At 62.1% G+C, this 21,163-nt stretch carries 19 protein-coding genes and 3 pseudogenes; 14 read left to right on the forward strand and 8 right to left on the reverse strand.

Translation table 11 applies throughout. The features are described from left to right. Nucleotides 1-77: 77 nt before the first annotated feature. The 4 genes from A9D14_RS12300 (at nt 78) to ftsH (ending at nt 4,971) form a co-directional block, all read left to right on the forward strand. Nucleotides 78-914, forward strand: a complete 837-nt coding sequence (locus A9D14_RS12300) for a helix-turn-helix domain-containing protein (protein WP_066846897.1) — start codon at nt 78-80, stop codon at nt 912-914. A gap of 118 nt (nt 915-1,032) precedes the next feature. After that, nucleotides 1,033-1,947 carry a tetratricopeptide repeat protein gene (locus A9D14_RS12305; RefSeq protein ID WP_066846900.1) on the forward strand — a complete coding sequence of 305 codons (915 nt, stop codon included), beginning with the start codon at nt 1,033-1,035 and terminating at the stop codon, nt 1,945-1,947. Then, nucleotides 1,928-2,947, forward strand: coding sequence for a tRNA lysidine(34) synthetase TilS (gene tilS, locus A9D14_RS12310; RefSeq protein WP_232468558.1), 1,020 nt, complete (start codon nt 1,928-1,930; stop codon nt 2,945-2,947). Before A9D14_RS12305 ends, tilS begins: the two co-directional genes overlap by 20 nt. A gap of 86 nt (nt 2,948-3,033) precedes the next feature. After that, nucleotides 3,034-4,971 (forward strand): ATP-dependent zinc metalloprotease FtsH, encoded by a 1,938-nt coding sequence (gene ftsH, locus A9D14_RS12315; RefSeq protein WP_066846902.1) that lies wholly within the window; start codon nt 3,034-3,036, stop codon nt 4,969-4,971. Nucleotides 4,972-5,032: 61 nt separating this feature from the next. Here the strand turns inward: ftsH and A9D14_RS12320 are convergent, their stop codons facing one another. The 3 genes from A9D14_RS12320 to rpoZ form a co-directional block, all read right to left on the reverse strand. Then, nucleotides 5,033-5,506 carry a GNAT family N-acetyltransferase gene (locus A9D14_RS12320; RefSeq protein WP_066846905.1) on the reverse strand — a complete coding sequence of 158 codons (474 nt, stop codon included), beginning with the start codon at nt 5,504-5,506 and terminating at the stop codon, nt 5,033-5,035. Beyond that, nucleotides 5,503-6,552: a DUF3667 domain-containing protein gene (locus tag A9D14_RS12325; protein WP_066846916.1), complete on the reverse strand. Its 1,050-nt coding sequence runs from the start codon at nt 6,550-6,552 to the stop codon at nt 5,503-5,505. Before A9D14_RS12325 ends, A9D14_RS12320 begins: the two co-directional genes overlap by 4 nt. Nucleotides 6,553-6,668: 116 nt before the next feature. Next, entirely contained in the window at nt 6,669-7,013 is a 345-nt protein-coding gene (gene rpoZ, locus A9D14_RS12330) for a DNA-directed RNA polymerase subunit omega (RefSeq protein WP_066846919.1), read from the reverse strand. 122 nt (nt 7,014-7,135) lie between these two features. Here rpoZ and A9D14_RS12335 point away from each other — a divergent pair, with 122 nt between their 5' ends. The 4 genes from A9D14_RS12335 (at nt 7,136) to A9D14_RS12350 (ending at nt 10,108) form a co-directional block, all read left to right on the forward strand. Beyond that, nucleotides 7,136-8,320, forward strand: a complete 1,185-nt coding sequence (locus A9D14_RS12335; RefSeq protein WP_066846921.1) for a phospholipase D-like domain-containing protein — start codon at nt 7,136-7,138, stop codon at nt 8,318-8,320. 278 nt (nt 8,321-8,598) lie between these two features. Further along, nucleotides 8,599-9,156 (forward strand): hypothetical protein, encoded by a 558-nt coding sequence (locus A9D14_RS12340; protein ID WP_066846926.1) that lies wholly within the window; start codon nt 8,599-8,601, stop codon nt 9,154-9,156. Beyond that, a complete protein-coding gene (locus A9D14_RS12345; RefSeq protein WP_066846927.1) occupies nt 9,156-9,455 on the forward strand; it encodes a transcriptional regulator in 300 nt (99 codons plus the stop codon). The genes A9D14_RS12340 and A9D14_RS12345 overlap by 1 nt, the downstream gene beginning before the upstream one ends. A 110-nt stretch (nt 9,456-9,565) precedes the next feature. Then, nucleotides 9,566-10,108, forward strand: coding sequence for a hypothetical protein (locus tag A9D14_RS12350; RefSeq protein WP_066846931.1), 543 nt, complete (start codon nt 9,566-9,568; stop codon nt 10,106-10,108). A 107-nt stretch (nt 10,109-10,215) separates the two neighbouring features. On the opposite strand, the gene A9D14_RS12355 is transcribed toward A9D14_RS12350, so the two are convergent. From A9D14_RS12355 to dapB, 3 genes are all read right to left on the reverse strand, one after another. Further along, nucleotides 10,216-11,073 carry a MipA/OmpV family protein gene (locus A9D14_RS12355; RefSeq protein WP_066846934.1) on the reverse strand — a complete coding sequence of 286 codons (858 nt, stop codon included), beginning with the start codon at nt 11,071-11,073 and terminating at the stop codon, nt 10,216-10,218. A gap of 109 nt (nt 11,074-11,182) precedes the next feature. Next, on the reverse strand, nt 11,183-11,860 hold the full coding sequence (gene nth, locus A9D14_RS12360; RefSeq protein WP_066846936.1) for an endonuclease III: 678 nt from the start codon (nt 11,858-11,860) through the stop codon (nt 11,183-11,185). Further along, entirely contained in the window at nt 11,860-12,588 is a 729-nt protein-coding gene (gene dapB / locus A9D14_RS12365; RefSeq protein WP_066846939.1) for a 4-hydroxy-tetrahydrodipicolinate reductase, read from the reverse strand. The genes nth and dapB overlap by 1 nt, the downstream gene beginning before the upstream one ends. Before the next feature lie 35 nt (nt 12,589-12,623). On the opposite strand from dapB, the pseudogene A9D14_RS12370 reads away from it, so the two are divergent. The 6 genes and pseudogenes from A9D14_RS12370 to A9D14_RS12385 form a co-directional block, all read left to right on the forward strand. Further along, nucleotides 12,624-13,082, forward strand: a pseudogene (locus A9D14_RS12370) (Sir2 family NAD-dependent protein deacetylase); the annotation flags it as partial. 112 nt (nt 13,083-13,194) lie between these two features. Continuing rightward, nucleotides 13,195-14,334 (forward strand): site-specific integrase, encoded by a 1,140-nt coding sequence (locus A9D14_RS19540; protein WP_157668220.1) that lies wholly within the window; start codon nt 13,195-13,197, stop codon nt 14,332-14,334. 44 nt (nt 14,335-14,378) lie between these two features. Further along, on the forward strand, nt 14,379-15,458 hold the full coding sequence (locus A9D14_RS12375) for an IS5 family transposase (RefSeq protein ID WP_066846942.1): 1,080 nt from the start codon (nt 14,379-14,381) through the stop codon (nt 15,456-15,458). A gap of 305 nt (nt 15,459-15,763) precedes the next feature. Then, nucleotides 15,764-17,290, forward strand: coding sequence for a site-specific integrase (locus A9D14_RS12380; protein WP_083987908.1), 1,527 nt, complete (start codon nt 15,764-15,766; stop codon nt 17,288-17,290). Further along, entirely contained in the window at nt 17,287-19,746 is a 2,460-nt protein-coding gene (locus tag A9D14_RS19545; RefSeq protein ID WP_157668221.1) for a hypothetical protein, read from the forward strand. Before A9D14_RS12380 ends, A9D14_RS19545 begins: the two co-directional genes overlap by 4 nt. Next, entirely contained in the window at nt 19,739-20,200 is a 462-nt protein-coding gene (locus tag A9D14_RS12385; protein WP_066846945.1) for a hypothetical protein, read from the forward strand. Before A9D14_RS19545 ends, A9D14_RS12385 begins: the two co-directional genes overlap by 8 nt. A gap of 118 nt (nt 20,201-20,318) precedes the next feature. Here A9D14_RS12385 and A9D14_RS12390 read toward each other — a convergent pair. Then, nucleotides 20,319-20,777: pseudogene (locus A9D14_RS12390) on the reverse strand (integrase core domain-containing protein); the annotation flags it as partial. A 57-nt stretch (nt 20,778-20,834) separates the two neighbouring features. Further along, a pseudogene (locus tag A9D14_RS12395) lies at nt 20,835-21,098 on the reverse strand (transposase domain-containing protein); the annotation flags it as partial. Nucleotides 21,099-21,163: the final 65 nt, after the last annotated feature.

Below are 21,163 nucleotides of genomic sequence, written 5' to 3' on the forward strand. Positions count from 1 at the left end.
ATTTGCTGCGCGGCATGAAGCCCAGCAGCACCCCGCCAGCCAGGAACCGACCCGTCGGTGCGAGAGGTTAGGGACGAGTGGACGAGAACGAAATCGACGAAAGGGCCCCGACCGGCAGGACCGTGTCCGACACGCTGCGGCAGGAGCGTGAGCGACAGGGCATGAGCCGCAAGGACCTGTCCGATCGCACCAAGATTTCCGAACGACATCTGATCGCCATCGACGAAGGCGATTTCTCGGCGATGCCCAGCCGGACCTATATCATCGGCTTCGTGCGCAGCTATGCCAATGCGCTGGGGCTTGACGCCCCGGTGCTGGTGCAGCGCCTGCGGGACGAGATGGGGATGGCCGAGAAGGTTCGCCCCGAGCGCAATCTCGACCACATGGAGCCGGGCGATCCCGAACGCAATCCGTCGGGCAGGCTGACCTGGATCGTTCTGGCCGCGGTGATCGCGGTGATGGTAATCGTCGTGGTAGCGTGGCGCGGGCTGTTCATGCCCGCCGCGCAATTGCCCCCGCTTGAGGACGAGCAGCAGCAGGCCCCCGTCGCCGCTGCCCCGCAGCCCGCGCAGGCCGACGCCGCCGCCGCAGACCCCGCATCGCAGGAAGTCGTGTTCACCGCGACCGTCGACGGGGTCTGGGTGAAATTCTACGACCGCAGCGGCAGCCAGCTGTTCCAGAAGCAGATGGCCCTGAACGAAAGCTTCACCATCCCGGCCGATGCCGAAGGTCCGCAGATCTGGACCGGCCGCCCCGAAGCGCTGCGCATCACCGTCGGTGGCCGCGCGGTGCCGCCGCTGGCCGAGGAGCAATCGGTGGTGCGCGACATACCCGTCGATTCCGCCGCGCTGCTTGCCCGGCCGGCCGGCCCCGGCCTTCCGCAGCCCGGTGCCGCCGGCACCACGGGCGGCTGATCCGCCGGGCCGGCGTCACGTTCATCCGCGGTTCCGGCGCCCGGTGCCACTATTCCCTTTTCGTGTCATGACTTCCACGAGGTTGCCTTTCATGTTCGCCAGCCCGCGTTCCCCCCTTATGACGGCCCTTCCCCGATCCCTGTCCGGTTCCTGGCGCCGCACCGCCCTGTTGCTGGGCGGCGCGATGGCGCTGACCCTGCCGGTCGCGGCCCCCGCCTCGGCGCAGGACGACGTGCGCATCCGCAAGCTGGAACAGGAAGTGAAGGCGCTGCAGCGCAAGGTCTTCCCCGGCGGCAGCGGCCCCTATTTCGAGCCAGAGATCGTCGCTCCGCAGGCGCAGCCGGTGGGGCCCAGCAATACGGCGGGGCCGGTCACCGACCTGCTCGCGCGCATGGACGCGGTGGAATCGGCGCTGCAGAGCCTGACTTCGCAGGTCGAGATGAACTCGAACACGCTGCGCCTGATGAACGAGCGGGTGCAGTCCCTGGAAGCAGCGGCAATGCCGCCCGAACCGATGATGCCCGTTCAGGATCCAGCTGCCGCCCCCCCCGCCTCAGGGGCCGCCACGGGCAGCAATATCGCGGCGATGACCGGCGGAGCGACCGCGGCGACGGTCGCCACGGTCGACAAGCCCTCGACCGGCGACGACGCCGACGATACCTATGTCTATGGCTTCCGCCTGTGGGAAGCGCAGCAATACCCCGCCGCCCGCGAGCAGCTGCAGAAGGTGGTCAACGTCTATCCCAACCATCGCCGGGCCAGCTGGGCGCGCAACCTGATCGGCCGCTCGTGGCTGGACGAGGGGCAGCCCAGCAAGGCGGGCGAGGTCTTCCTGCAGAACTATCTTGCCGACCGCAGCGGCGAGCGGGCACCGGACAGCCTGCTCTATCTGTCGCGCGCGACCCTGGCGCTGGGCAACAAGGCGAAGAGCTGCGAGGCGCTGGCCGAATTCCGCCGCGTCTATCCGGGCGAGGCAAATGGCCGCCTGTCCTCGCTGGACCTGCAGACGGGGCGTGAGGCGGGATGCAATTGATACGCCGGACGATCTGCCAGATCATCTGAACGCCGACGCGGCGCGCTTCGCCCGCGATTGCGCGCCGCTGGCCGCGCCAGATGCGCGGATCGGCCTGGCCGTATCGGGCGGGCCGGATTCGCTGGCAATGCTGGTGCTGGCGGCACGGGCCCTTCCAGATCGCGTCGAAGCCGCCACCGTCGATCACCGATTGCGCCCCGAAAGCGCGGATGAGGCCGCGATGGTCGCGTGCATCTGCGCCGATCTGGGCGTGCCGCATGCGACGCTGACGGTCAGCGTCGAGCGCACCGGCAATATCCAGGCGAATGCACGTGCGGCGCGTTACCGGGCGCTGGGCGATTGGGCGCGCGAACGCGGGCTGGCCGCGGTGGCGGCCGCGCATCATGCCGACGACGAGGCGGAAAACCTGCTGATGCGGCTGAACCGCGGCGCCGGGCTGAAGGGGCTGGCGGCCATGCGCGCGGCAAGGCCGATGCCGATGGCCGGCGAATTTGTACTGATCCGCCCGCTGCTGGGCTGGCGGCGGTCGGAGCTGGCCATCGTATGCGAGCGGGCCGGTCTGACACCCGCGCAGGACCCGTCGAACGAGGACGACCGATACGATCGCGCGCGCATCCGCGCGGCCATGGCGCGGCAGGACTGGCTGAACCCTTGGCACCTGGCACAAAGTGCCAAGCATCTGCGCGAGGCGTTCGACGCGCTTGAGCATTTCGCCGAGGCAGAGATCGCATCGCGAGTCGAACGCGGCGCGGCCGGTGCGCTCTACCGCCCCTCGCCCGATCCCTTCCCCCGCGCGGTCCGCTACCGCGTGGTGGAGCGGCTGTTGGAGGCGCTCGGCACGGCCCGCGGCGCGGCGCGCGGGGCCGAGATCGAGCGTCTGCTGGCCGCCCTCGAATCGGGGGGCGGCGGCACGCTGGGCGGGCTTTATTGCGTCTCGCGGCGCGGCCGCGATGGCCCGGAATGGACGTTTACCCCGGAACCGCCCCGAAAAACCGGCTGAATCGTGGTCAGACTGCCCTTTCGTTTGCTTGCCATTCACCATCACGCGCCTATCTTGGGTGCCTGAAAGGATTTCCGGCAGAAACCATGAACAAAGACGAACAGCCGAACGGCAACCCCTGGCTGAAGAGCCTGATGATCTGGGGCGGGATTTTCCTCGCGCTCCTGCTCGTGGTTTCTTTGTTTGGAGAACGCGGGGCGACCCAGGGCACGCAGATCCGCTATTCCGACTTCCGCGAACAGGTTGCCGAAGGCAGCGTGCGCGAAGTGCAGATCGCGCCCGATCGCATATCCGGCACGCTGAAGAACGACCAGCCCTTCACGACGACCCCGGTCCCCGGCGATGCCGGGCTTACCGAATTGTTGCAGGAGAATGGCGTCGAATATACCGGCGCGGAGCCGGAGCAGCAGAGCCTGCTGCTGATCATCCTGTTCAACTCGCTGCCGTTCCTGCTGATCCTGGGTATCGCGTTCTTCGCGCTGCGCCAGGTGCAGAAGGGCGGAGGCGCCGGCGGCGCGATGGGTTTCGGCAAGTCCAAGGCCAAGCTGCTGACCGAACGCCAGGGCCGTGTCACCTTCGACGACGTCGCCGGCATCGATGAAGCGCGCGAGGAGCTGGAGGAAATCGTCGAGTTCCTGAAGGACCCGTCGCGCTTCTCGAAGCTGGGCGGCCAGATTCCAAAGGGCGCCTTGCTGGTCGGTTCGCCCGGTACCGGCAAGACACTGCTGGCCCGCGCCATCGCGGGTGAGGCGGGCGTGCCGTTCTTCACCATTTCGGGTTCGGACTTCGTCGAGATGTTCGTCGGCGTCGGCGCAAGCCGCGTGCGCGACATGTTCGAGCAGGCGAAGAAGAACGCGCCGTGCATCCTGTTCATCGACGAAATCGACGCGGTCGGCCGTTCGCGCGGCCATGGCCTCGGCAATTCGAACGACGAGCGCGAGCAGACGCTGAACCAGCTGCTGGTCGAGATGGACGGTTTCGAGGCCAACGAGGGCATCATCATCATCGCGGCGACCAACCGCCCCGACGTGCTCGACCCCGCGCTGCTGCGTCCGGGCCGCTTCGACCGCCAGGTCGTGGTGCCCGTGCCCGACATCGACGGGCGCGAGAAGATCCTGGCTGTGCACATGAAGAAGGTGCCGCTGGCCCCTGACGTCAATTCGCGCACGATCGCGCGCGGCACGCCCGGCTTTTCGGGTGCCGACCTTGCCAATCTGGTGAACGAGGCTGCGCTGCTCGCCGCCCGCCGCAACAAGCGGCTGGTCGCGATGCAGGAGTTCGAGGACGCCAAGGACAAGGTCATGATGGGCAGCGAGCGCCGATCCATGGTCATGACCGACGACGAGAAGAAGATGACTGCCTATCACGAGGCTGGCCACGCGCTCGTCTCGCTGAACGAGGCGGCGTCGGACCCGATCCACAAGGCGACGATCATCCCGCGCGGCCGTGCGCTGGGCATGGTGATGCGCCTGCCGGAGCGCGACAGCTATTCCTATCATCGCGACAAGATGCACGCGAACCTTGCGGTCGCCATGGGCGGACGCGTGGCGGAGGAGATCATCTTCGGGCATGACAAGGTATCGTCGGGCGCGTCCTCCGACATCCAGTATGCCACCGATCTGGCCCGCAACATGGTCACCAAATGGGGCATGTCAGACAAGCTGGGGCCGCTGCAGTACGAGCAGAGCCAGGAAGGCTATCTCGGAATGGGGCAGACCCAGCGCACCTTTGCAGGCGCGGAGACGAACAAGCTGATCGACGCCGAGATCAAGACGCTGGTCGAGGATGCCCACAGGCGCGCGACCGAAGTGCTGCAGACGCAGGAGGACAAGCTCCACCTGCTTGCTCAGGCCATGCTGGAGTACGAGACGCTGACCGGTGAGGAGATCGACCAACTTCTGGAAAATGGCCGGATCGACCGGCCCGGCGCGCCGAGCGGACCGTCGCGGCCGATACCGGCAAGCGGCTTCGGCGTACCCAAGGCAGGCAAGCGCTTTTCGGGCGAAGGGCCGCATCCGGCCTGATTTGGCGGAATTGCAAATCGATGGAGGGCGGGCGGCTTCGGCTTCCCGCCCTCTTCTCGTTTCAGCGCAGGTCCAGATGCAGGAACTGGTTGAAGGGGCTGGCGATATAGTCGGCAAACGCCTCGCCATTCGTGAAGCCGTGTTTGCGATAGAGAGTGAGCGCCGCCTCGAAGGCGGGGCCGCTGCCGGTTTCGAGGCTGAGGCGATCGAGCCCCTCGCCGCGTGCGATGGCGTCGATTGCGTCCAGCAGCGCCGCCGCCGCGCCCTGCCGCAGATGATCGGGATGGGTGCGCATCGATTTTATCTCGCCCCGCCCGCCAGCCAGCCGCTTCAGCGCGCCCATCGCCGCCAGCCGTCCATCCTGGGTCCAAGCGCCAAGCAGGGTCAGTTCCGGGCCCGACAGGCCGGTCAGGTCGAGCGCGAAGACCGAGCCAGGCGGCGAGTTCCGGTGCATCGCCGCCAGGTGCAATTCCAGCAGATCGCGGAACTGCGGGTCGTCCAGCGCAACCGGGCCTATGGCAAAGCGCGCATTCATCCCCAAATGCCCAGCAGAAACAGGATGCTGAGGAACAGGATCAGCACCAGCGACACGAACACCAGCGCGGCCGATGTGCGAACCAGCGCCCCGGCCCGGGTCAGCAGGTAGCCGTAGCGCAGCTGCTTGTAGATATGCAGCACCGGCACTGCGGTGCACAAGGTGGTGACGATCCAGCCTGGCGCGCCCGCCACGGCGAGCAGGCTCGCGACGATGAACAGCAGCGACATGAACGCGATCGAATAGGTCACGAAGACCGAGTGATCATACATGCCGAACTGCGGCTTCCAGAAGAACATCAGCCACATGAACGGCAGCGACAGCGGGATCAGCAGCCATGAGAACTTGTACCCGCTCGACTGCAGCTTGTAGATCATCAGCGACGGGTTCTCGCGCCACTTGGTCAGGCCCTTGTCGATCTGGGCGATCCCGGTGCCGCCAAGGTTGAACCGGGCCGTTTGCTCCCCGCTGAAGCCCTGCAGCACGTTGCGTGCGGTTTCAAGGTTCTCGACCCGGGTGGCGGCGATGGCATAGTCCTCGCTGCCTTCCTCCAGCGTGGCCAGCCTGGCGCGCGCGGCTTCGAGCTCGGCTTCTGCGTCCTCGATCGAAACGGGCACGTCGCCTTCCGCGGTGCCGTTGCGCAAATCGGTCGGCACCGACAGGCCCACCATCGAAAAGACCGCGAACATGGCGAAGACCGAGAACAGGAACAGCGCTATCGGCGAGACGTGGCTGCGGCGCTTTCCGTCGATATATTCGCGGGTCAGATGGCCCGGCTTCAGCACCAGCATCGGCAGGGTGCGCCAGATCTTGCCGTCGAGATGCAGAACGCCGTGCATCATATCGTGCAGGAATGCCCCGACCGTGCGGTGCAGATGCGCCTCCTGGCCGCATTCGTGGCAATGCGATCCGACCAGCTGCGTGCCGCAATTGAGGCATGTAGTCTCGTGGAAATGACCGTCGCCGGCGTTCGGCTGAGGCCCGGCAGCGCGGCTGTGGCTGCCGCCCATGGCCGTCCCGCCGATGCCATCGGATATGTCGTTCACCAGAACCCCCTCGCTAGTCCCGGCCTTGCCTTATAGCGGGTGGCGGCGGATCGTGAACATGAAAAGGGCCGCCAGATGGCAGCCCTTTTCCTTAACTCGCAATGTAACGCCCAGGATCAGCCGTCGTAATCGGACCCGATCGAGGTGTTGCGCGTCGGCGCGGCAGCGGTGAGGCGCAGCGCCTCGGCCGAGCGCGACAGCGAGCCGACTTCATCGACCTCGTCATCGTCGTCCACGGCGACCTTCTGCATGCCCTGCACCAGGGTTTCCTTGAGGTCCTTGGGCTTCACCGTCTGCTCGGCGATTTCGCGCAGCGCGACGACCGGGTTCTTGTCGCGGTCGCGGTCGACGGTCAGCTCGCTGCCCGCCGAAATTTCGCGCGCACGCTGGGCAGCCAGCAGCACGAGGTCGAAACGGTTCGGGATCTTGTCGACGCAATCTTCGACGGTAACGCGCGCCATAGGGCACCTCGGGTAAAAAGTTGGTCCTGTCGGAAAGCGCGGCGAATAGGCAAAAGCGCCCCGCGAGTCAAGGAAAGCCGCCTCTTGCCCTGCCCTGCGCGAGCGGCCATCATCGCGCCTGCATGAACAGGGCCCAGCCGATCAGCACCGAAGCGCAGCCCTGGCGGGACCCGCCGCCCTTCCACGTCAGCGCGCAGGGCCACCGGCTTGGCTTCCATCCGGCGGGCCGCGACCGGCTTCAGGCGTTGCTGCAGCTGATCGAGGGGGCGGAGCGCTCTCTTCGCATGTGCTTCTATATCTTTGCCGAGGACGAGGTGTCGTACCTGGTGCGCGATGCGCTGATCGCGGCGGCACGGCGCGGGGTGCGGGTGACGCTGATCCTCGACGGGTTCGGGGCCACCGCCAGCGAGCAGTTCGTCGAGCCGTTGACCGAGGCCGGCGGGCGAACGGTGCGCTTCATGGCGCACTGGTCGCAGCGCTATCTGATCCGCAACCACCAGAAGATGGTGGTCGCGGACGAGGCGCTGGGCATGATCGGCGGCTTCAATATCGAGAACGACTACTTCCAGCCGCCCGCGATGAACGGTTGGAACGACCTGGCCGTCACGGTCGAGGGCGAGGCAGTGCAAGCGCTGGTGCGCTGGTACGACCTGCTGCTGGAATGGACCGCCAATACGAAATCGCGCTGGTCGGGCATAAGGCGGATCGTGCGCGGCTGGGACGCGGGGCACGGACCGGTGCGGCTGCTGGTGGGCGGGCCGACCCGCGGGCTGTCCAGCTGGGCGCGCTGCGTGTCGCAGGACCTGATCGAGGGCGACCGGCTCGACATGATGATGGCCTATTTCTCGCCGCCCAAACGGCTGCAGCGGCGGATCGGCAAGATCGCGGAAAAGGGCGACACGCGGCTGGTGATGGCGGGCAAGTCCGACAACAATGCCACCATCGGGGCGACGCGGGCGCTGTACCGCTATCTGCTGCGGCACCATGTGCGGATCTGGGAATTCGAGGCGTGCAAGCTGCACACCAAGCTGATCGTGCTGGACGATGCGGTCTATATCGGCAGCGCCAATTTCGACATGCGCAGCCTGTACCTCAACCTGGAACTGATGCTGCGGATCGAGGATGCGGCGCTGGCGGACCGGATGCGCGATTTCGTGGCGCAGCACCTGCCCGCCAGCAAGGCGATCACGCCCGAACTGCACAAGCGGCAATCGACCTTGTGGAACCGCTTTCGCTGGCGGCTGAGCTGGTTTCTGGTCGCGGTGATGGACTATACCGTGACGCGGCGGCTGAACCTGGGGCTGTGACCGGCCGGCATCCGGCGCGGCGGTTGACACAGGCGACATCTCCTACAACCGCTGTCACCCGGCGCTCTGCCCCGGAAATGCGCGGGTTTCGCCCGCCCGGTTGACACCATGGGGGGTGCGGAAAAATCCTGACGATGGGAAAGAGCGGTACCATTGCCTTTTGCCGCGCAACCGGCGTGTAGGACAGCGATATTCCGTCTTTCCTTTGCAAAGCACTCTGCTTGACAGAGCATCGTTATCTGTTACTCTATCCCGCAGAGCAGACAAGGAGAGAGCACATGATTTCGCAGCAAGAGGCGAGTTCCGTCCTGCGGGACGTCGAGGCGACCCAGACCCGAACGGTCCGGTCGGGGCTTTATGCCGCCGCCAGCCCGCATCTGCTGCTGTGGGGCGCCGTCTGGGCCTGCGGCTATGCGCTGTGCCAGTTCACCGGGGCCGAGCAATGGCCGATCGTCTGGGGAGTGCTGACCGCGACCGGCGTCGCGGCCGCCTTCCTGCTGAGCTGGCGGCAGGGGCGCGGCCATGACCGCCGCGACCGGTCGGTCGGCGCGATCGCGATCATGACGCTGACCGTGGGCCTGTTCATCATTGCGAGCCTGGTGCTGTTCGCGCCGGTCGATCCAAGGGCGGCGCTGGCCTTTCCGTCGCTGGTGATGGGGCTGGTCTATATCATGATGGGCTATTCCGCGATGCCGCGGCTGGCGGTGGTCGGCGCGGGAATCGCGGCGGTGGTGATGGCGGGGTTCCTGCTGGCGCCGGAGTGGACCGCTCTGTTCGCGGCGGCGGCCGGAGGCGGCGGGCTGATGCTGGGCGGGTTGTGGCTGCCAGAGGTGTGATGGAAGGCTTCGACGACATCATCCACCAGCCGCTGCGCCTGCGGATCATGGCGGCGCTGCATGCCGCGCGAAAGTTCGAACCGCTGGAATTCGCGCGGCTGAAGCGTCTGACCGGAGCGACCGACGGCAACCTCGGCAGTCACCTGAATGCACTGGAAGGCGCGGGCTATCTGGCGATCACCAAGGATTTCGTCGGCAAGCGCCCCCGCACCCGCGCCGCGATCACCATGGCAGGCGAACGCGCGTTCCGCGGCCACACCGATTGCCTGCGCGACCTGATCGACGAGGCGCGGGAGTGAGGTAGGGGGCAACGGGGTATCGCCATGCTTCCGAGGCGGGAGTTTCCCGGGAAGCGGCCACCGCGACACGCATAATCTTTCCGAAACCGGTTTGAAATATCATCCGTTCGATGAACGCAATACCCGAACAGCCTGTGCCGATTCCGATCGCGAACAATTGGGGCGCGATCTATACTGCGGTGAACGCATGGCGCGGTGAGTGCATGCACCATTTCTCAAGCGTGGAACTCGCTGTCACGCGTACACTTCTGGCATTGGAAGCAGCCAGGCCGGACGACACGACCATCCAGCTGCGCCATCTGATCGGGCAGCGTTTCGAGGATCTGGCCAAAGCTATCGGACCCGGTGGTCCGTTTGCGCATGAAGGTGGCGGCGCGGCAGGCTATCTGGCGCATTTTCGCGAGAGGCAGGAAGCATTCCGCGCCTGGCTTTGTCACGGGAATATCTCGGTTTCGGTAGATTCAAGCGGGCACTGGGTATTGGTGCTACGCACGCTGTCCATCCGAGGGCGCCAGGCGGAAACCGGACTGGACGTGATTGACCAGTCGACTGCCGAAAGACGTCTTCAGGAACTCAGAACTGATGGTCGGAAGCTGACTGCAGCGCTGGGTAATTTGCGAGAAGCGGCCGCCACCAGGCAAGCGGCGAAATGATCGGGAATGTGCCGGACCGAAAATCTGCCATTGGCCTGCAATCGATGATCGCCGCCTGCCATTCATTGCCGCGGCAATGCCATCGGCTTCTTCGCGCTACCGCCCCCCTAAAGGTTGAACCGGTAGCCATAGCCGACGCCCACCGACATCTGCAGGCGCTGGCCGCGTTCCTCGATCAGGGGGGAATTGCCCGGTTCGCTGCCCAGATATTCGACATTGCCGAAAGCGCTGATCGCGCTGCGGCGGCTGAGCGGCTGGACCAGGCTGGCGCCTGCGCCCCATGACAGCACGCCGCCGTCGGCGTCGTAAACGGGGAGGCCGGTGCCCGCCGATTGCGCTTCGTCGATGCCGAAGAATGTGTCGTTGAAATCGCCGCTGACCAGATTGAGCCGCGGGCCGACGCGCAGGCTGGCCAGCCCCAGCCGCTTGCGATAGTCGAGCGATGTATAGGCCACCACCCCGTCGTGGCCGCCGAAGCCCTTCAGCACTTCGGCGCGGGCTTCCCATTGGCCGTCCGACCCGAAGCGCTTTTCGGCGAAGCCGCCGATCTCGGCCGAGGCGTTCACGTCGCCCATGCCGCGCAGATCGTTGCTGCGCCCGAAGATCTGGAAGGGCGATCCGCCGTTCTCCTCGCTGCGGCCAAAGCGGATCTTGGCGAGCGGGCCGATCTTCCAGCCGTCGCCCCGGATCGCGTTCCAGCCCACCCCCTCGGGGATGGAGGCGAAGAACTTGTCGCCATATTGCACGCGCACGTCGGGCACGAGCGAGAGCGACATGTCGTTCGACCCCAGCCACGACGGCGTCAGCAGCGCGGCCCCGCGCAGGCTGACGACCCATTCGTCCGGTTCCTCGACGGGCCGCCCGCGCACTTCGGGCGCGAGGATTTCCTGGCCTGCCGCCGGCGCGGCCAGCGCGGCAGATGCCAGCAAAGCGGCCCCTGCGGCCAGTGCGGAATTGCGCGTCATCGTCCTTGGACCTCGCTGTCGGTTTGGGGTCATCGGTTTGCGATCAACAGCTTACACGCTAGCAGATCGGCTGGCGCTTCCAAAGCGGGGGCCTGCCACCTGGGTGCGGTCAGCGCCCCCTGGGCTTGTCCAGCACCTTGTCCCTGTACCCGCACAGATCGACCACCGGGCAGCGCCAGCATTCGGGCGTGCGCGCCTTGCACAGATAGCGGCCGTGCAGGATCAGCCAGTGATGCGCGCCCATGCGGAAGGGTTCGGGGACCTTCTTCTCCAGCTGCGCCTCGACCTTGTCGGGGGTCTTTCCTTTCGCCACGCCGGTGCGGTTGCAGACGCGGAAGACATGAGTATCGACCGCGAAGGTCGGCTGGCCGAACGCGCAGTTCAGCACGACATTGGCGGTCTTGCGCCCGACGCCGGGCAGCCTGACCAGCGAATCGCGGTCGCCGGGCACGGTGCCGCCGAAATCGCCCACCAGCATTTGCGACAGGGCGATCACGTTCTTCGCCTTGGAATTGAACAGGCCGATGGTCTTGATGTGCTCCTTCAGCCCGTCCTCGCCCAGGTCGAGCATCTGCTGCGGGGTCTTTACCTCGGCGAACAGTTTCCTCGTCGCCTTGTTGACGCCGACATCGGTAGCCTGCGCCGACAAGGCGACCGCGACGACGAGCTGGTAGTCGTTGCCGAATTCCAGCTCGGTCTGCGGGTCGGGATTATCCTCGGCCAGCAGGCGGAAGAATTCGAACACCTCCGCCTTGTTCTTCGGTGCGTGGCCCCGTCGTTCTGGCATTACAGGCCCAGCAAATCGTTCATGGTGTAGCGGCCTGCGGGCTGGCCGATCAGCCATTTGGCGCCCTTGACCGCACCGCGCGCGAAGATCGCGCGGTTCTCGGCGCTGTGCGAGATGGTGATGCGCTCCTGCTCTCCGGCCAGGATGACGCTGTGTTCGCCCGCCACCGTGCCGCCGCGCAGCGCCGCGAAGCCGATCGCGCCGGTCGCCCGCGCGCCGGTGTGGCAGTCGCGCCCGCTTTCGGTGTGGGCGGCAAGATCGATGCCGCGTCCCCTGGCGGCCGCCTCGCCCAGCAGGATCGCGGTGCCCGAGGGGGCGTCGACCTTCATGCGGTGGTGCATCTCGACAATCTCGATGTCCCAGTCGTCGCCCAACCGCGCGGCGGCCTGCTCGACCAGAGCGGCGAGCATGGTGACGCCCAGCGAGGTATTGCCGGTCTGCAGCACGGGGATGGTGCGCGCCGCCGCGTCGATGGCGGCGTGGTTGTCCGCGCTGAGCCCGGTGGTGCCGATCAGCAGCGGGATGCCCGCCTTTACGCAGGCATCCAGCGTATCCGCCAGCGCGCCCGGCGTGGAGAAATCGACCAGCGCATCGGCCTTGCCCGCCAGCGCGCCGACGTCGTCGCCCCGGTCGGCGCCGCCCGCCCGTGTCTCGCCCGCCTCGTCTATGGCGGCGGCCAGCGCCTGCCCCATGCGCCCTGCCGAGCCGACGATACCGATAGCTGCCATTGCATTCTCCTTGGTCGGCGTGCTTCATGGCGGTCATGGAGCGAGTTCGCAATATCGTGATCCTGACCGGCGCGGGTGTATCCGCCGAAAGCGGGATCGACACGTTTCGTTCGGCAGGCGGGCTGTGGGAACAGCACCGGGTGGAGGATGTCGCCACGCCCGAGGGCTTTGCGCGCGATCCCGACCTTGTGCTGCGGTTCTATGACATGCGGCGCGAGGCGATCCAGCAGAAGCGGCCCAACCCGGCGCATGACGCGCTGGCGCGGCTGGACGGCGCGTGGGACGGCGATCTGCTGCTGGTGACGCAGAACGTGGACGATCTGCACGAGCGGGCGGGCGCGGCGAATGTGCTGCACATGCATGGCGAGCATTTGAACGCGTGGTGCACCGCCTGCGACCTGCGCAGCCCATGGACCGGGCCGCTGATCACGCGCCCGCCCTGCCCCGAATGCGGCGAAAGCGCGCTGCGACCCGATGTCGTGTGGTTCGGCGAAAGCCACCGGTTTCATATATGTTGCATTTTCGCAATTCCGTTCTGCAACAAGCAAAATTCTAAAGACCGGTTTTAGCTGTTGTAGTCGCGGTTCGTTTAGGGCCTAATGCGGTATGCCGCGTCTGCGCCTTCGCTCCCCTGATCTACCCCCGTCGCTTTCCGCGTGGGTGTTAGTTGACCAAGAGAGCCGACCACGATTCTGGGCAACCGTTTGGGAAGGAATTCTCACCAACGGAAAAGACGGCACAGCTGCTCGTCACCTCGCGAATGTCGAACGGTTCTACCAAGCAGCAGCCCGAACTTTGGGTAGCGACTCCCTAGATCGAGTCATCGCGTCTCGGGATTTTCAAAGCCTCGAAAGCTGCCTCAGTGCCTATCTCTCCAGTCTTCAGAATAGCGCAGCTAGGCGCCGCGTCGATCTTTCCGATCCATGGCAGTCGGCTTTGCGTTTTGTCACGGACGTATTGCGTCATTTAGGCGTCGATGAAGCCGATGAGGTGCAGCGTCTCGAAGCGCGCCTGACGCGCATTGAGGCTCTATATTCCCAGATAGCACCGAAGAAAAAGAAGGCGGCCGCACCAATTCGCGCACTTCCGGCCATAGTGGTGGAAGAGTTATACGAGATTTTTGACCCACTGTCTCAACGTAACCCCTTTAAAACTGTTCAGATCAGATCACGGAATTACCTTCTATTCATATTATACCTACATTTAGGTTTGAGAAGGGGTGAGGCACTTCTCCTGTCGGCTTCAGCAATAAGATCTGACTACGACCTGATAACGGGGCGGGAATATCGTTGGATCAACGTAACGACTCTGGAAGGGGAGGATCCACGTTATCTCCAGCCTGCTTTAAAGACGGAGCAGTCGCAACGGCAACTGCCGGTAACCCCTGAACTAGTTGCCCTTTTTGACAACTACGTCGGAAATTACAGGATCCATTCGAAATACGGCCATCTGTTTATATCGCAAAAAAAGACCCCACTCGCGCTACAGACAGTGAACGACATTTTTAACGTGGCTACTACTTCACTGTCTCCTGCGGCGAAGGCGGCCCTAGAGGTCCGGGGTTGGGCAAAAATCCCGGCAAGGGGAAAGGGAAGCCAAGACGAGCGAGAGGGGAAGAGATGGATTTCACCACATGACCTTCGCCATACCGCTGCGGTCCTGCGTTTGAAGCGGTTCGTTGACAGCGGAGATGAGATGGAGAAAGCCATCGGCAAGCTGGACACCCGTAATAACCTCTCGCTTTGAGACCGCTGCTGTGATTCATTCGGTGCATTGTAAGGAGAGCATCGATGCAGCCACGCAGCCTGTTTTCGCTGGCGGAGCACCTAGACCGGCTGAGCAAGGACGGCGATCCGCTCGAGGTTTTGGCGGGCACGGTGGATTTCGAGCGTTTCCGGCCGCTACTGACCCGCGGCCTAGGGTATAGCAACGGCGCAAAAGGCGGTCGGCCGCCGTTCGATCCGGTCGCGATGTTCAAGGTGCTGGTGGTTCAGGCACAGCATAATCTGTCGGATGCGCGCATGGAGTTCATGATCCGCGATCGCTTGAGCTGGATGCGCTTTTTCGGCTTCGATCTGGGTGGCGCGATGCCCGACGAGAACACCATCCGTCACTATCGCAACCGGCTAACCGGGAGCGGGACGCTCGAGGCATTGATGCAGGCGTTCGAGCGGCAACTGCACGAGGCAGGTTATCTCGCCATGGGCGGCCAGATCGTGGATGCCACGCTGGTGCCCGCGCCCAAGCAGCGCAACACCGAGGACGAGAAGGCCGCCATCAAGGCGGGCAAGTCGGCGAAGCAGATCTGGCGCGGCAAGCCAAACAAGGCGCACCAGAAGGATGTCGACGCGCGCTGGACGGTGAAGATCGGCGGCAAGATCCGATATCGCCCGGATGGGACACCGCTGCCGCAGATCGCCACGCCGGTGTTCGGTTACAAATCCCATATCAGCATCGACCGCCGCTTCGGCTTTATTCGCAGGGCAGCGGTGACATCGGCGGCGCATAGCGACGGGCGTCAGTTGCGCTGCGTGATCGACACCAGCAACACCGCCAGCGACGTCTGGGCCGACAGCGCCTATCGCAGCCAGAAGAACGAGACATGGCTGGCGCGCAACATGCTCACGAGCCGCATCCATCGCAGAAAGCCCAAGGGCAAACCGATGCCCGAGCGCATCGCGCGCGCCAATGCCGCGAAATCGGCCGTGCGGGCCAAGGTGGAGCACGTCTTTGCGCACCAGAAGAATCGCTATGGTCTATTCATCCGGACCATTGGGCTCGCCAGGGCGCAGGCCAAACTTACGCTGGCCAACCTGGTCTACAATTTCGACCGCCTGATCTTCCACGAGCGGCGGGCAGCCACAGGATAGGTGCGCCTGAATGCAGGAAATGGGCTGACCAGCGACGAAAATACAACCTCAGAAGGCCCAGCGCCGTCATGAAATGGCACTCCTCACGCTACGCACCTCAAGCCGCCCAATCACGCGGCCAAAATCAGAGTTGTTGCGGGTGTCCAGCTGCGAGTATTTTTTGGCTGGTCTTATAAATCCGCCATGCCATCCCATTACGCGCGAGCTTACTGGCAGACTGACGCGGCCGACGTGTCGGATAATCGGTTTGAGCGACACGTTGACGCTCTTCGAGAATTAGACGCCTCCCTCATTGAGTATGATAAATGATGGAACCGGCGCCCCAACATTCACCTACTCCGATAGAACGCCCGGTCAAGGTTGCGCAGCTACTTAACCATCTACCGTCATTGCCGAGCAATCTTCGATATTACGATAGTGTTCAAGACAAGCACCACACGTTAAAGAATTACCCGGAATGGAAAACCCTAAGCCTTTGCATAGATGGCCGAACGCGAGGGCATGATTTCAGTCACTTCGGTGAAGATACTGCGGTTCTGTTCCGCTACGTAATAGCAGATCTTTTTTCCCGCGTTGATGCAAAGACGGTGTCGACGCATTTAGGGAATTTAAAAAACGTCAAATTTAGCGAAGAGCTTATTGTTAAGGCGTCAACGCTTTCGCCAGCGGAGTTTCGATCGTGGTGGATCGAACAATGCGCTACACAATTGTCGGAACGAAAGTGTGGCGCCTTCAAGGCGGTCCTCCGTAGCTTTTGTCGATTAGTCATAGGGCATTGGAATTCAGACTATCTAAAATTTGTTTCTGGGCTGCCGTCGCCACCCAAGAATAGATATGCGGCCATCGATGCTGGCACCTGCTTCGTGCCCATTCACAGCCAAGCAAAATTAACAGATTGGCTCGACGAACTAGCGGTGGAAACAGCATCTAACCCATTGGGTGCCCGCTTAAAGCGCCTGCGTGAGGCATGCGGACTTACGCTGGGTTATCAGCTCGGATTGCGTCCAGTCCAGATCGCCAGCGTCAAAGAGGACGACGTGTCGATGCGAGATGGCCGAGTTTACGTTCGCATTCTAGTAGCAAAGCAACGCGACAAAGCACCTTTCCACGTCACGCGAAGGCTCAAGCCAGAGTGGTCCGCCTTCTGGATCGAATTTGCACGCCGCCGCCCCAATATGATACCTGGCCTTCACGCGCACCCGAACAGTTTCCTTGGATTACCACCTGAAAGAATTTCCCGCGAATTCACAGATGCAGTGGAGCGGATCACCGGGGAGAGGTGGACCCCGAACGACTTTCGGCACAGTGCGGCACAGCGGCTTGCAGACGCAGGTGCCTCACATGCCGAGATCCAAGACTTCCTGATGCATGGCACTGATGGGGCCGCGAACGCTTACTTTACAGGTTCGGCCGCACAAGCCGAAAAGATCAACCAGGCTATGGGACTGTCACAAGTCTACCAAGCCGTTGCGGAAATCGCGCGGATTGGAATGATAGACAGACAAACACTGGAAACGCTTCCGGAAGACCAACAAATTGGCGGCGCGCCGCATGGGATCCCAATTGCGGGTATCGGTGCCTGCCGTCTTGGGCAGTCTCAATGTACAAAAAACCCAATATTGAGTTGCTACGGATGCCGGAGTTTCCTGCCCTTGAACGATCCGCCAGTACATCAGGAAGTCGCTAATGATCTTAGAAATGTGGTCAAAGAGTTTCTTGCGGTCGCAAGCGATGTGGATGCATCGCCTGCCTTCGGGCAATTGCGCCGCACTATCGAAGCCGCTGATCGCGTAGCGGCTCAGGCAACGGCCTCGAGGCAAGTTTCCGGATGACTGCCGCTCTTCGTCAATTCATCGACACTGCTCGCAGGCTTGCGTTGGAGCGGGGCCTTTCTTGGAATCCGCCATTCGACGAGAACGGCGTTATCGATCATGAACACAGATGGAACCTGAGCGGCCTGCTCGCCTCCCCTTCACCTGTTTGGTTCTCAAGCTTCGGCTGGCGGCCAAAGATGTTGAAGGCGCTAGAGAGTCTTGATCTGGAAAGCATTTGCGCGCGCCCGAAGCAAAATTTCCTCGAGGCGGCTTGGCGTGAATTCTGTCAAGCCGCCTTGATCGACCTAGTCTTAGTTCAAAACCAGGCGCCACACGGCACTTACCGTTTGGCAAAGACGGTAAAGCTTCTGGCGTGGGTTGCGGGGGATGGGGGCCCAGCAGACATCACGGGAGATCACGTCCGCCTCGCATATAATATTGCCCTCAGGATGGGGGATGTGGAAGCCGCAAGGGTGTTCCCTGGCGTTGTACGCAAGCTCTTCGACCATCAACACCTGGCATTGAGGCCCAACCTCGCGTCGAGCTGCACCCCTTATGCGGACGCTGATTCGTTGGCAGCACAGGCTCTTACTGACGCAGCCAACGCTCGCACAAATTCGAAAGGCTATCGCAGCAACTCGATTCTGAAACATCCAAATGAACGGAAAGAAGCGTCGAAGCTCCCAGACCACCGTGCCTTTTGGGAGTTGTGTCGTATCGTTTTTACTGAGGAACCCCGCTCCCTTCATGACCTTCAACTTTTTGCATGCGCCAGGTTGCACATCATTACGGGTCTGCGCGCGGCGGAGATTGCTCTTCTTCCATATAACTGGGAGAAATGGCGCGAGTGGACCGACATTGATGGAAATCCAGCAGGTCTAAAAGGTGGCATCACAAGATCGCTTGCCATCCGCCATTTTGCTGGAAAGCAAGGTGCAAAATCAAAGGGAGGCGGAACACGTCAGCTTGTGCCGAAGCTACAAGATGTCCCCAAAATGTTCGAGGACATTGTGTTAGACACGCTGCACGAGGTTGAAAATGCCACCCTGCCGCTCCGCCGGACATATGGGGACCAAATCGCATCAGGAAGACTATTTCCTGACTTGCCAATAGATGCGCTCGTACCAATTTGGGAGGTATACGTACGAGTGTTTGGAAACATTCAGATCGCATCCCATCCAATTCCAAAAGAGCTGCTAACTCGGTACAAGCAAGGCTCGTTTCATAATAACTTCGAAAAACGCAATTTTCGCTTCGATCCTTCAGCGCTGGATGAAATCAGGTTCCAGCAAATGCGAGCCCTAGGCCTGGCGGATAGCAATATTCCGACGGAACCGCTGAACTGGAAGATAGGCCAATACTTTAGCGACAGCAGGTCAAAGATCTCTTCATCTTTTTTTCGTGATGAGACCGGCTCGTTTTTCCGACCTGAGCGGGCTGAATGGGGACGTATCCATTTTCGCGTAGGTGAGGTAGAGGCAGAACTTAGTCGCAAGGGCTTCAGAAAAACGCTCTTGGAGCCTAGCATGCCGGTACACTCGGAAGATGCAATTGCGCCGCATCAATTTCTCTTTTTAACCGCTTATGATAAAGGTGGCATCAGGACAGATACGAATACCTTTGATGCTGCAAAATTCTTTGCTGTTCGCCGCTTCAATACCGATGAAGTTACACTAGCCTTAGGCAATAGTAAAAATATTAGACACTTAACATTATTTTCTAGATACGGCCGCAATGACGAAGACAGGAGTCTTTATTTAGAGACTCACTCACTACGCCATCTTCAGAATACAGAGCTATTTAGGAAGGGACTGGCAGACGCCATAATCACCAAGCGATTTGACCGCGTCAGCGTACAGCAGTCGTATGTATATGACCATCGAAGTCTCGCGGAACATTTGGATAACATCGACATATCAGATGATATCGAAGAGCGCTTAGGCGCAAAGGCCAGCACCACTTATAGGTTGATCCTGTCTGGTCGGGTTTCAGGACCATTAGTTGATCGTTTCCAAAAAATTCAGGTGGAAGAGGGGGATGACCAAGCATTCGAATTTTTAGTGGCTGAGGCAGACGGACTTCATGCGACTCCCTACGGATTTTGTCTAAATTCTTTCACTGTCGACCCCTGCCCCAACCACTTGGAATGCTTCAACGGTTGCCTCCACTTGGCGCGGACAGACTTACCATCCGAGCAACAAAGGCTGACCACCCTCAGAGCCCGAACTGCCAATATCCTCCAGAAAGCGCGTGATTGTCCTGGTGGAAGCGTAGGTCGCCGCAATCAGATTGCGCATGCGCAAAATCGGCTGGACAATATCGATAAAGCGCTTGCCACTGCTCCGGGAGACCAGCCATTTCCCGATGGTTCTGATCTTTCAAATCCAGTGGATGTGATTGCTAGAGCCACAACGGTTGATCGTGCGCCCCCACTCAACGACTTCAATTCTAGCCCGGACGCAGCGGATGGGTAACTCAGCTCGAACGCTCCAGATTCTCGAGGAGACTCTCGAAGTCATGGTGCTGGAAAATGAGAAGATCACAGCGCGTGCAGTTATCGCGCGTATGGACGGCGTGCTGAAGCACCCATCTGACATCACGCGCAATGCTGAAAGAGGTAGACTTTTTAACAAGTACAAGGACCGGCAGGAGCGGGTTCGCGCCTTGTTGAAGAGCAGGAACGGAAGATCAGCCCAAAGCCTGTCCACCGAGATCGCTAGGCTTTCCGCAGAGGTCGAAGTGCTTAGGTCCGAAAGGAGCCTGCTAATCGCCAGCCACCGGGTGGCAATTCTCGCGGTTGGGGAACTAGGTGGAGCGTCGGCTTGGCTGAAGTTTTTTAAAGGATACAACTCGGCAGTGGAGCATCTCCAGGAAATCGGAGCTATTCCCGAGAACGAAACCGACATTAATAAAAAGATAGACTTGTAAAGGCTTTTGTAAACGTGTGGCCGAGGCGGTTCATAGTCACCTGAATCCAAAGTTCGGCTCATTGTTTTTTGGCAGAAGCGTGAGGTGGTGCCTGGTCTGAGCCCGAAGTTTCTACCAGTTACGAGTAGAGCCTTGGGCCGTTTTGATGCCCATGCTTGGGCGTGATGGCAACAACCGTATCGGGGGCATGCCCCCGATACGGTTTGCCGCTTAATCCTGCCCCGATCTCGGTCGGAGTTCTGTTTCCGAGGCTCGAGTGGGGCCGGAAGTGGTTGTAGTCGTGTCGCCATGCCTCCAACTCCTGGCGGGCATGGGCGAGGCTGGTGAAGATCGTCTCGTTCAAGAACTCATCCCGCAGCCGCGCGTTGAAGCTCTCGATGAACCCGTTCTGGTATGGCTTGCCCGGCGCAATGTAGTGCCATTCCACATTGCGCTCCTTGGACCAGCGCAGGATCGCCATGCTGGTGAGTTCTGTCCCATTGTCGCTGACAATCGTGTGGGGCCGCGCCATCCGATCAAAGACCGCTGCATCGAGCTCCCGCCCGACCCTAGCGCCGGAGATCGATGTGTCGGCGATTAGTCGTATCCATCCGGTGAAGGCCGCGGTGTGACGCCGGCCGAGGCGTAGCCGAAGTTACGCGGCGATTGCGTCGGGGAGCGGCGCCCAGTTCCATGGCAGAAGCTCGTCGAGCCTGGTGGCGGGGTGATCGGCAATGCGGGCGAGGACATCGGCGAGCCAGGCCTGCGGATCGACGTCATTGAGCTTGGCGGTCTGGATCAGCGTGTAGATGATGGCGGCGCGTTGCCCGCCGCGGTCGGACCCGCAGAACAGCCATGCCTTGCGGCCGAGCGGGATGCAGCGCAACGCGCGTTCGGCAGCATTGTTGGTGAGGCAGATGGACACCCGCAAAAACCCCTCGCTTTGAGGCACGTGCTGTGATTCACTCGGGGCATTGGAAGGAG

Origin of the sequence: Croceicoccus marinus (genome assembly GCF_001661675.2) — a bacterium.
GTDB classification, from domain to species: Bacteria; Pseudomonadota; Alphaproteobacteria; order Sphingomonadales; family Sphingomonadaceae; genus Croceicoccus; species Croceicoccus marinus.

What these genes read in the sequence shown, in the direction of transcription:
- A9D14_RS12305 (WP_066846900.1), top strand. Translation starts at nt 1,033, where the DNA reads ATGACGGCCCTTCCCCGATCCCTGTCCGGTTCCTGGCGCCGCACCGCC.
- ftsH (WP_066846902.1), top strand. Translation starts at nt 3,034, where the DNA reads ATGAACAAAGACGAACAGCCGAACGGCAACCCCTGGCTGAAGAGCCTG.
- A9D14_RS12320 (WP_066846905.1), bottom strand. Translation starts at nt 5,506, where the DNA reads ATGAATGCGCGCTTTGCCATAGGCCCGGTTGCGCTGGACGACCCGCAG.
- rpoZ (WP_066846919.1), bottom strand. Translation starts at nt 7,013, where the DNA reads ATGGCGCGCGTTACCGTCGAAGATTGCGTCGACAAGATCCCGAACCGT.
- A9D14_RS12335 (WP_066846921.1), top strand. Translation starts at nt 7,136, where the DNA reads ATGAACAGGGCCCAGCCGATCAGCACCGAAGCGCAGCCCTGGCGGGAC.
- A9D14_RS12340 (WP_066846926.1), top strand. Translation starts at nt 8,599, where the DNA reads ATGATTTCGCAGCAAGAGGCGAGTTCCGTCCTGCGGGACGTCGAGGCG.
- A9D14_RS12345 (WP_066846927.1), top strand. Translation starts at nt 9,156, where the DNA reads ATGGAAGGCTTCGACGACATCATCCACCAGCCGCTGCGCCTGCGGATC.
- A9D14_RS12350 (WP_066846931.1), top strand. Translation starts at nt 9,566, where the DNA reads ATGAACGCAATACCCGAACAGCCTGTGCCGATTCCGATCGCGAACAAT.
- A9D14_RS12355 (WP_066846934.1), bottom strand. Translation starts at nt 11,073, where the DNA reads ATGACGCGCAATTCCGCACTGGCCGCAGGGGCCGCTTTGCTGGCATCT.
- nth (WP_066846936.1), bottom strand. Translation starts at nt 11,860, where the DNA reads ATGCCAGAACGACGGGGCCACGCACCGAAGAACAAGGCGGAGGTGTTC.
- dapB (WP_066846939.1), bottom strand. Translation starts at nt 12,588, where the DNA reads ATGGCAGCTATCGGTATCGTCGGCTCGGCAGGGCGCATGGGGCAGGCG.
- A9D14_RS19540 (WP_157668220.1), top strand. Translation starts at nt 13,195, where the DNA reads ATGCCGCGTCTGCGCCTTCGCTCCCCTGATCTACCCCCGTCGCTTTCC.
- A9D14_RS12375 (WP_066846942.1), top strand. Translation starts at nt 14,379, where the DNA reads ATGCAGCCACGCAGCCTGTTTTCGCTGGCGGAGCACCTAGACCGGCTG.
- A9D14_RS12380 (WP_083987908.1), top strand. Translation starts at nt 15,764, where the DNA reads ATGATGGAACCGGCGCCCCAACATTCACCTACTCCGATAGAACGCCCG.
- A9D14_RS19545 (WP_157668221.1), top strand. Translation starts at nt 17,287, where the DNA reads ATGACTGCCGCTCTTCGTCAATTCATCGACACTGCTCGCAGGCTTGCG.
- A9D14_RS12385 (WP_066846945.1), top strand. Translation starts at nt 19,739, where the DNA reads ATGGGTAACTCAGCTCGAACGCTCCAGATTCTCGAGGAGACTCTCGAA.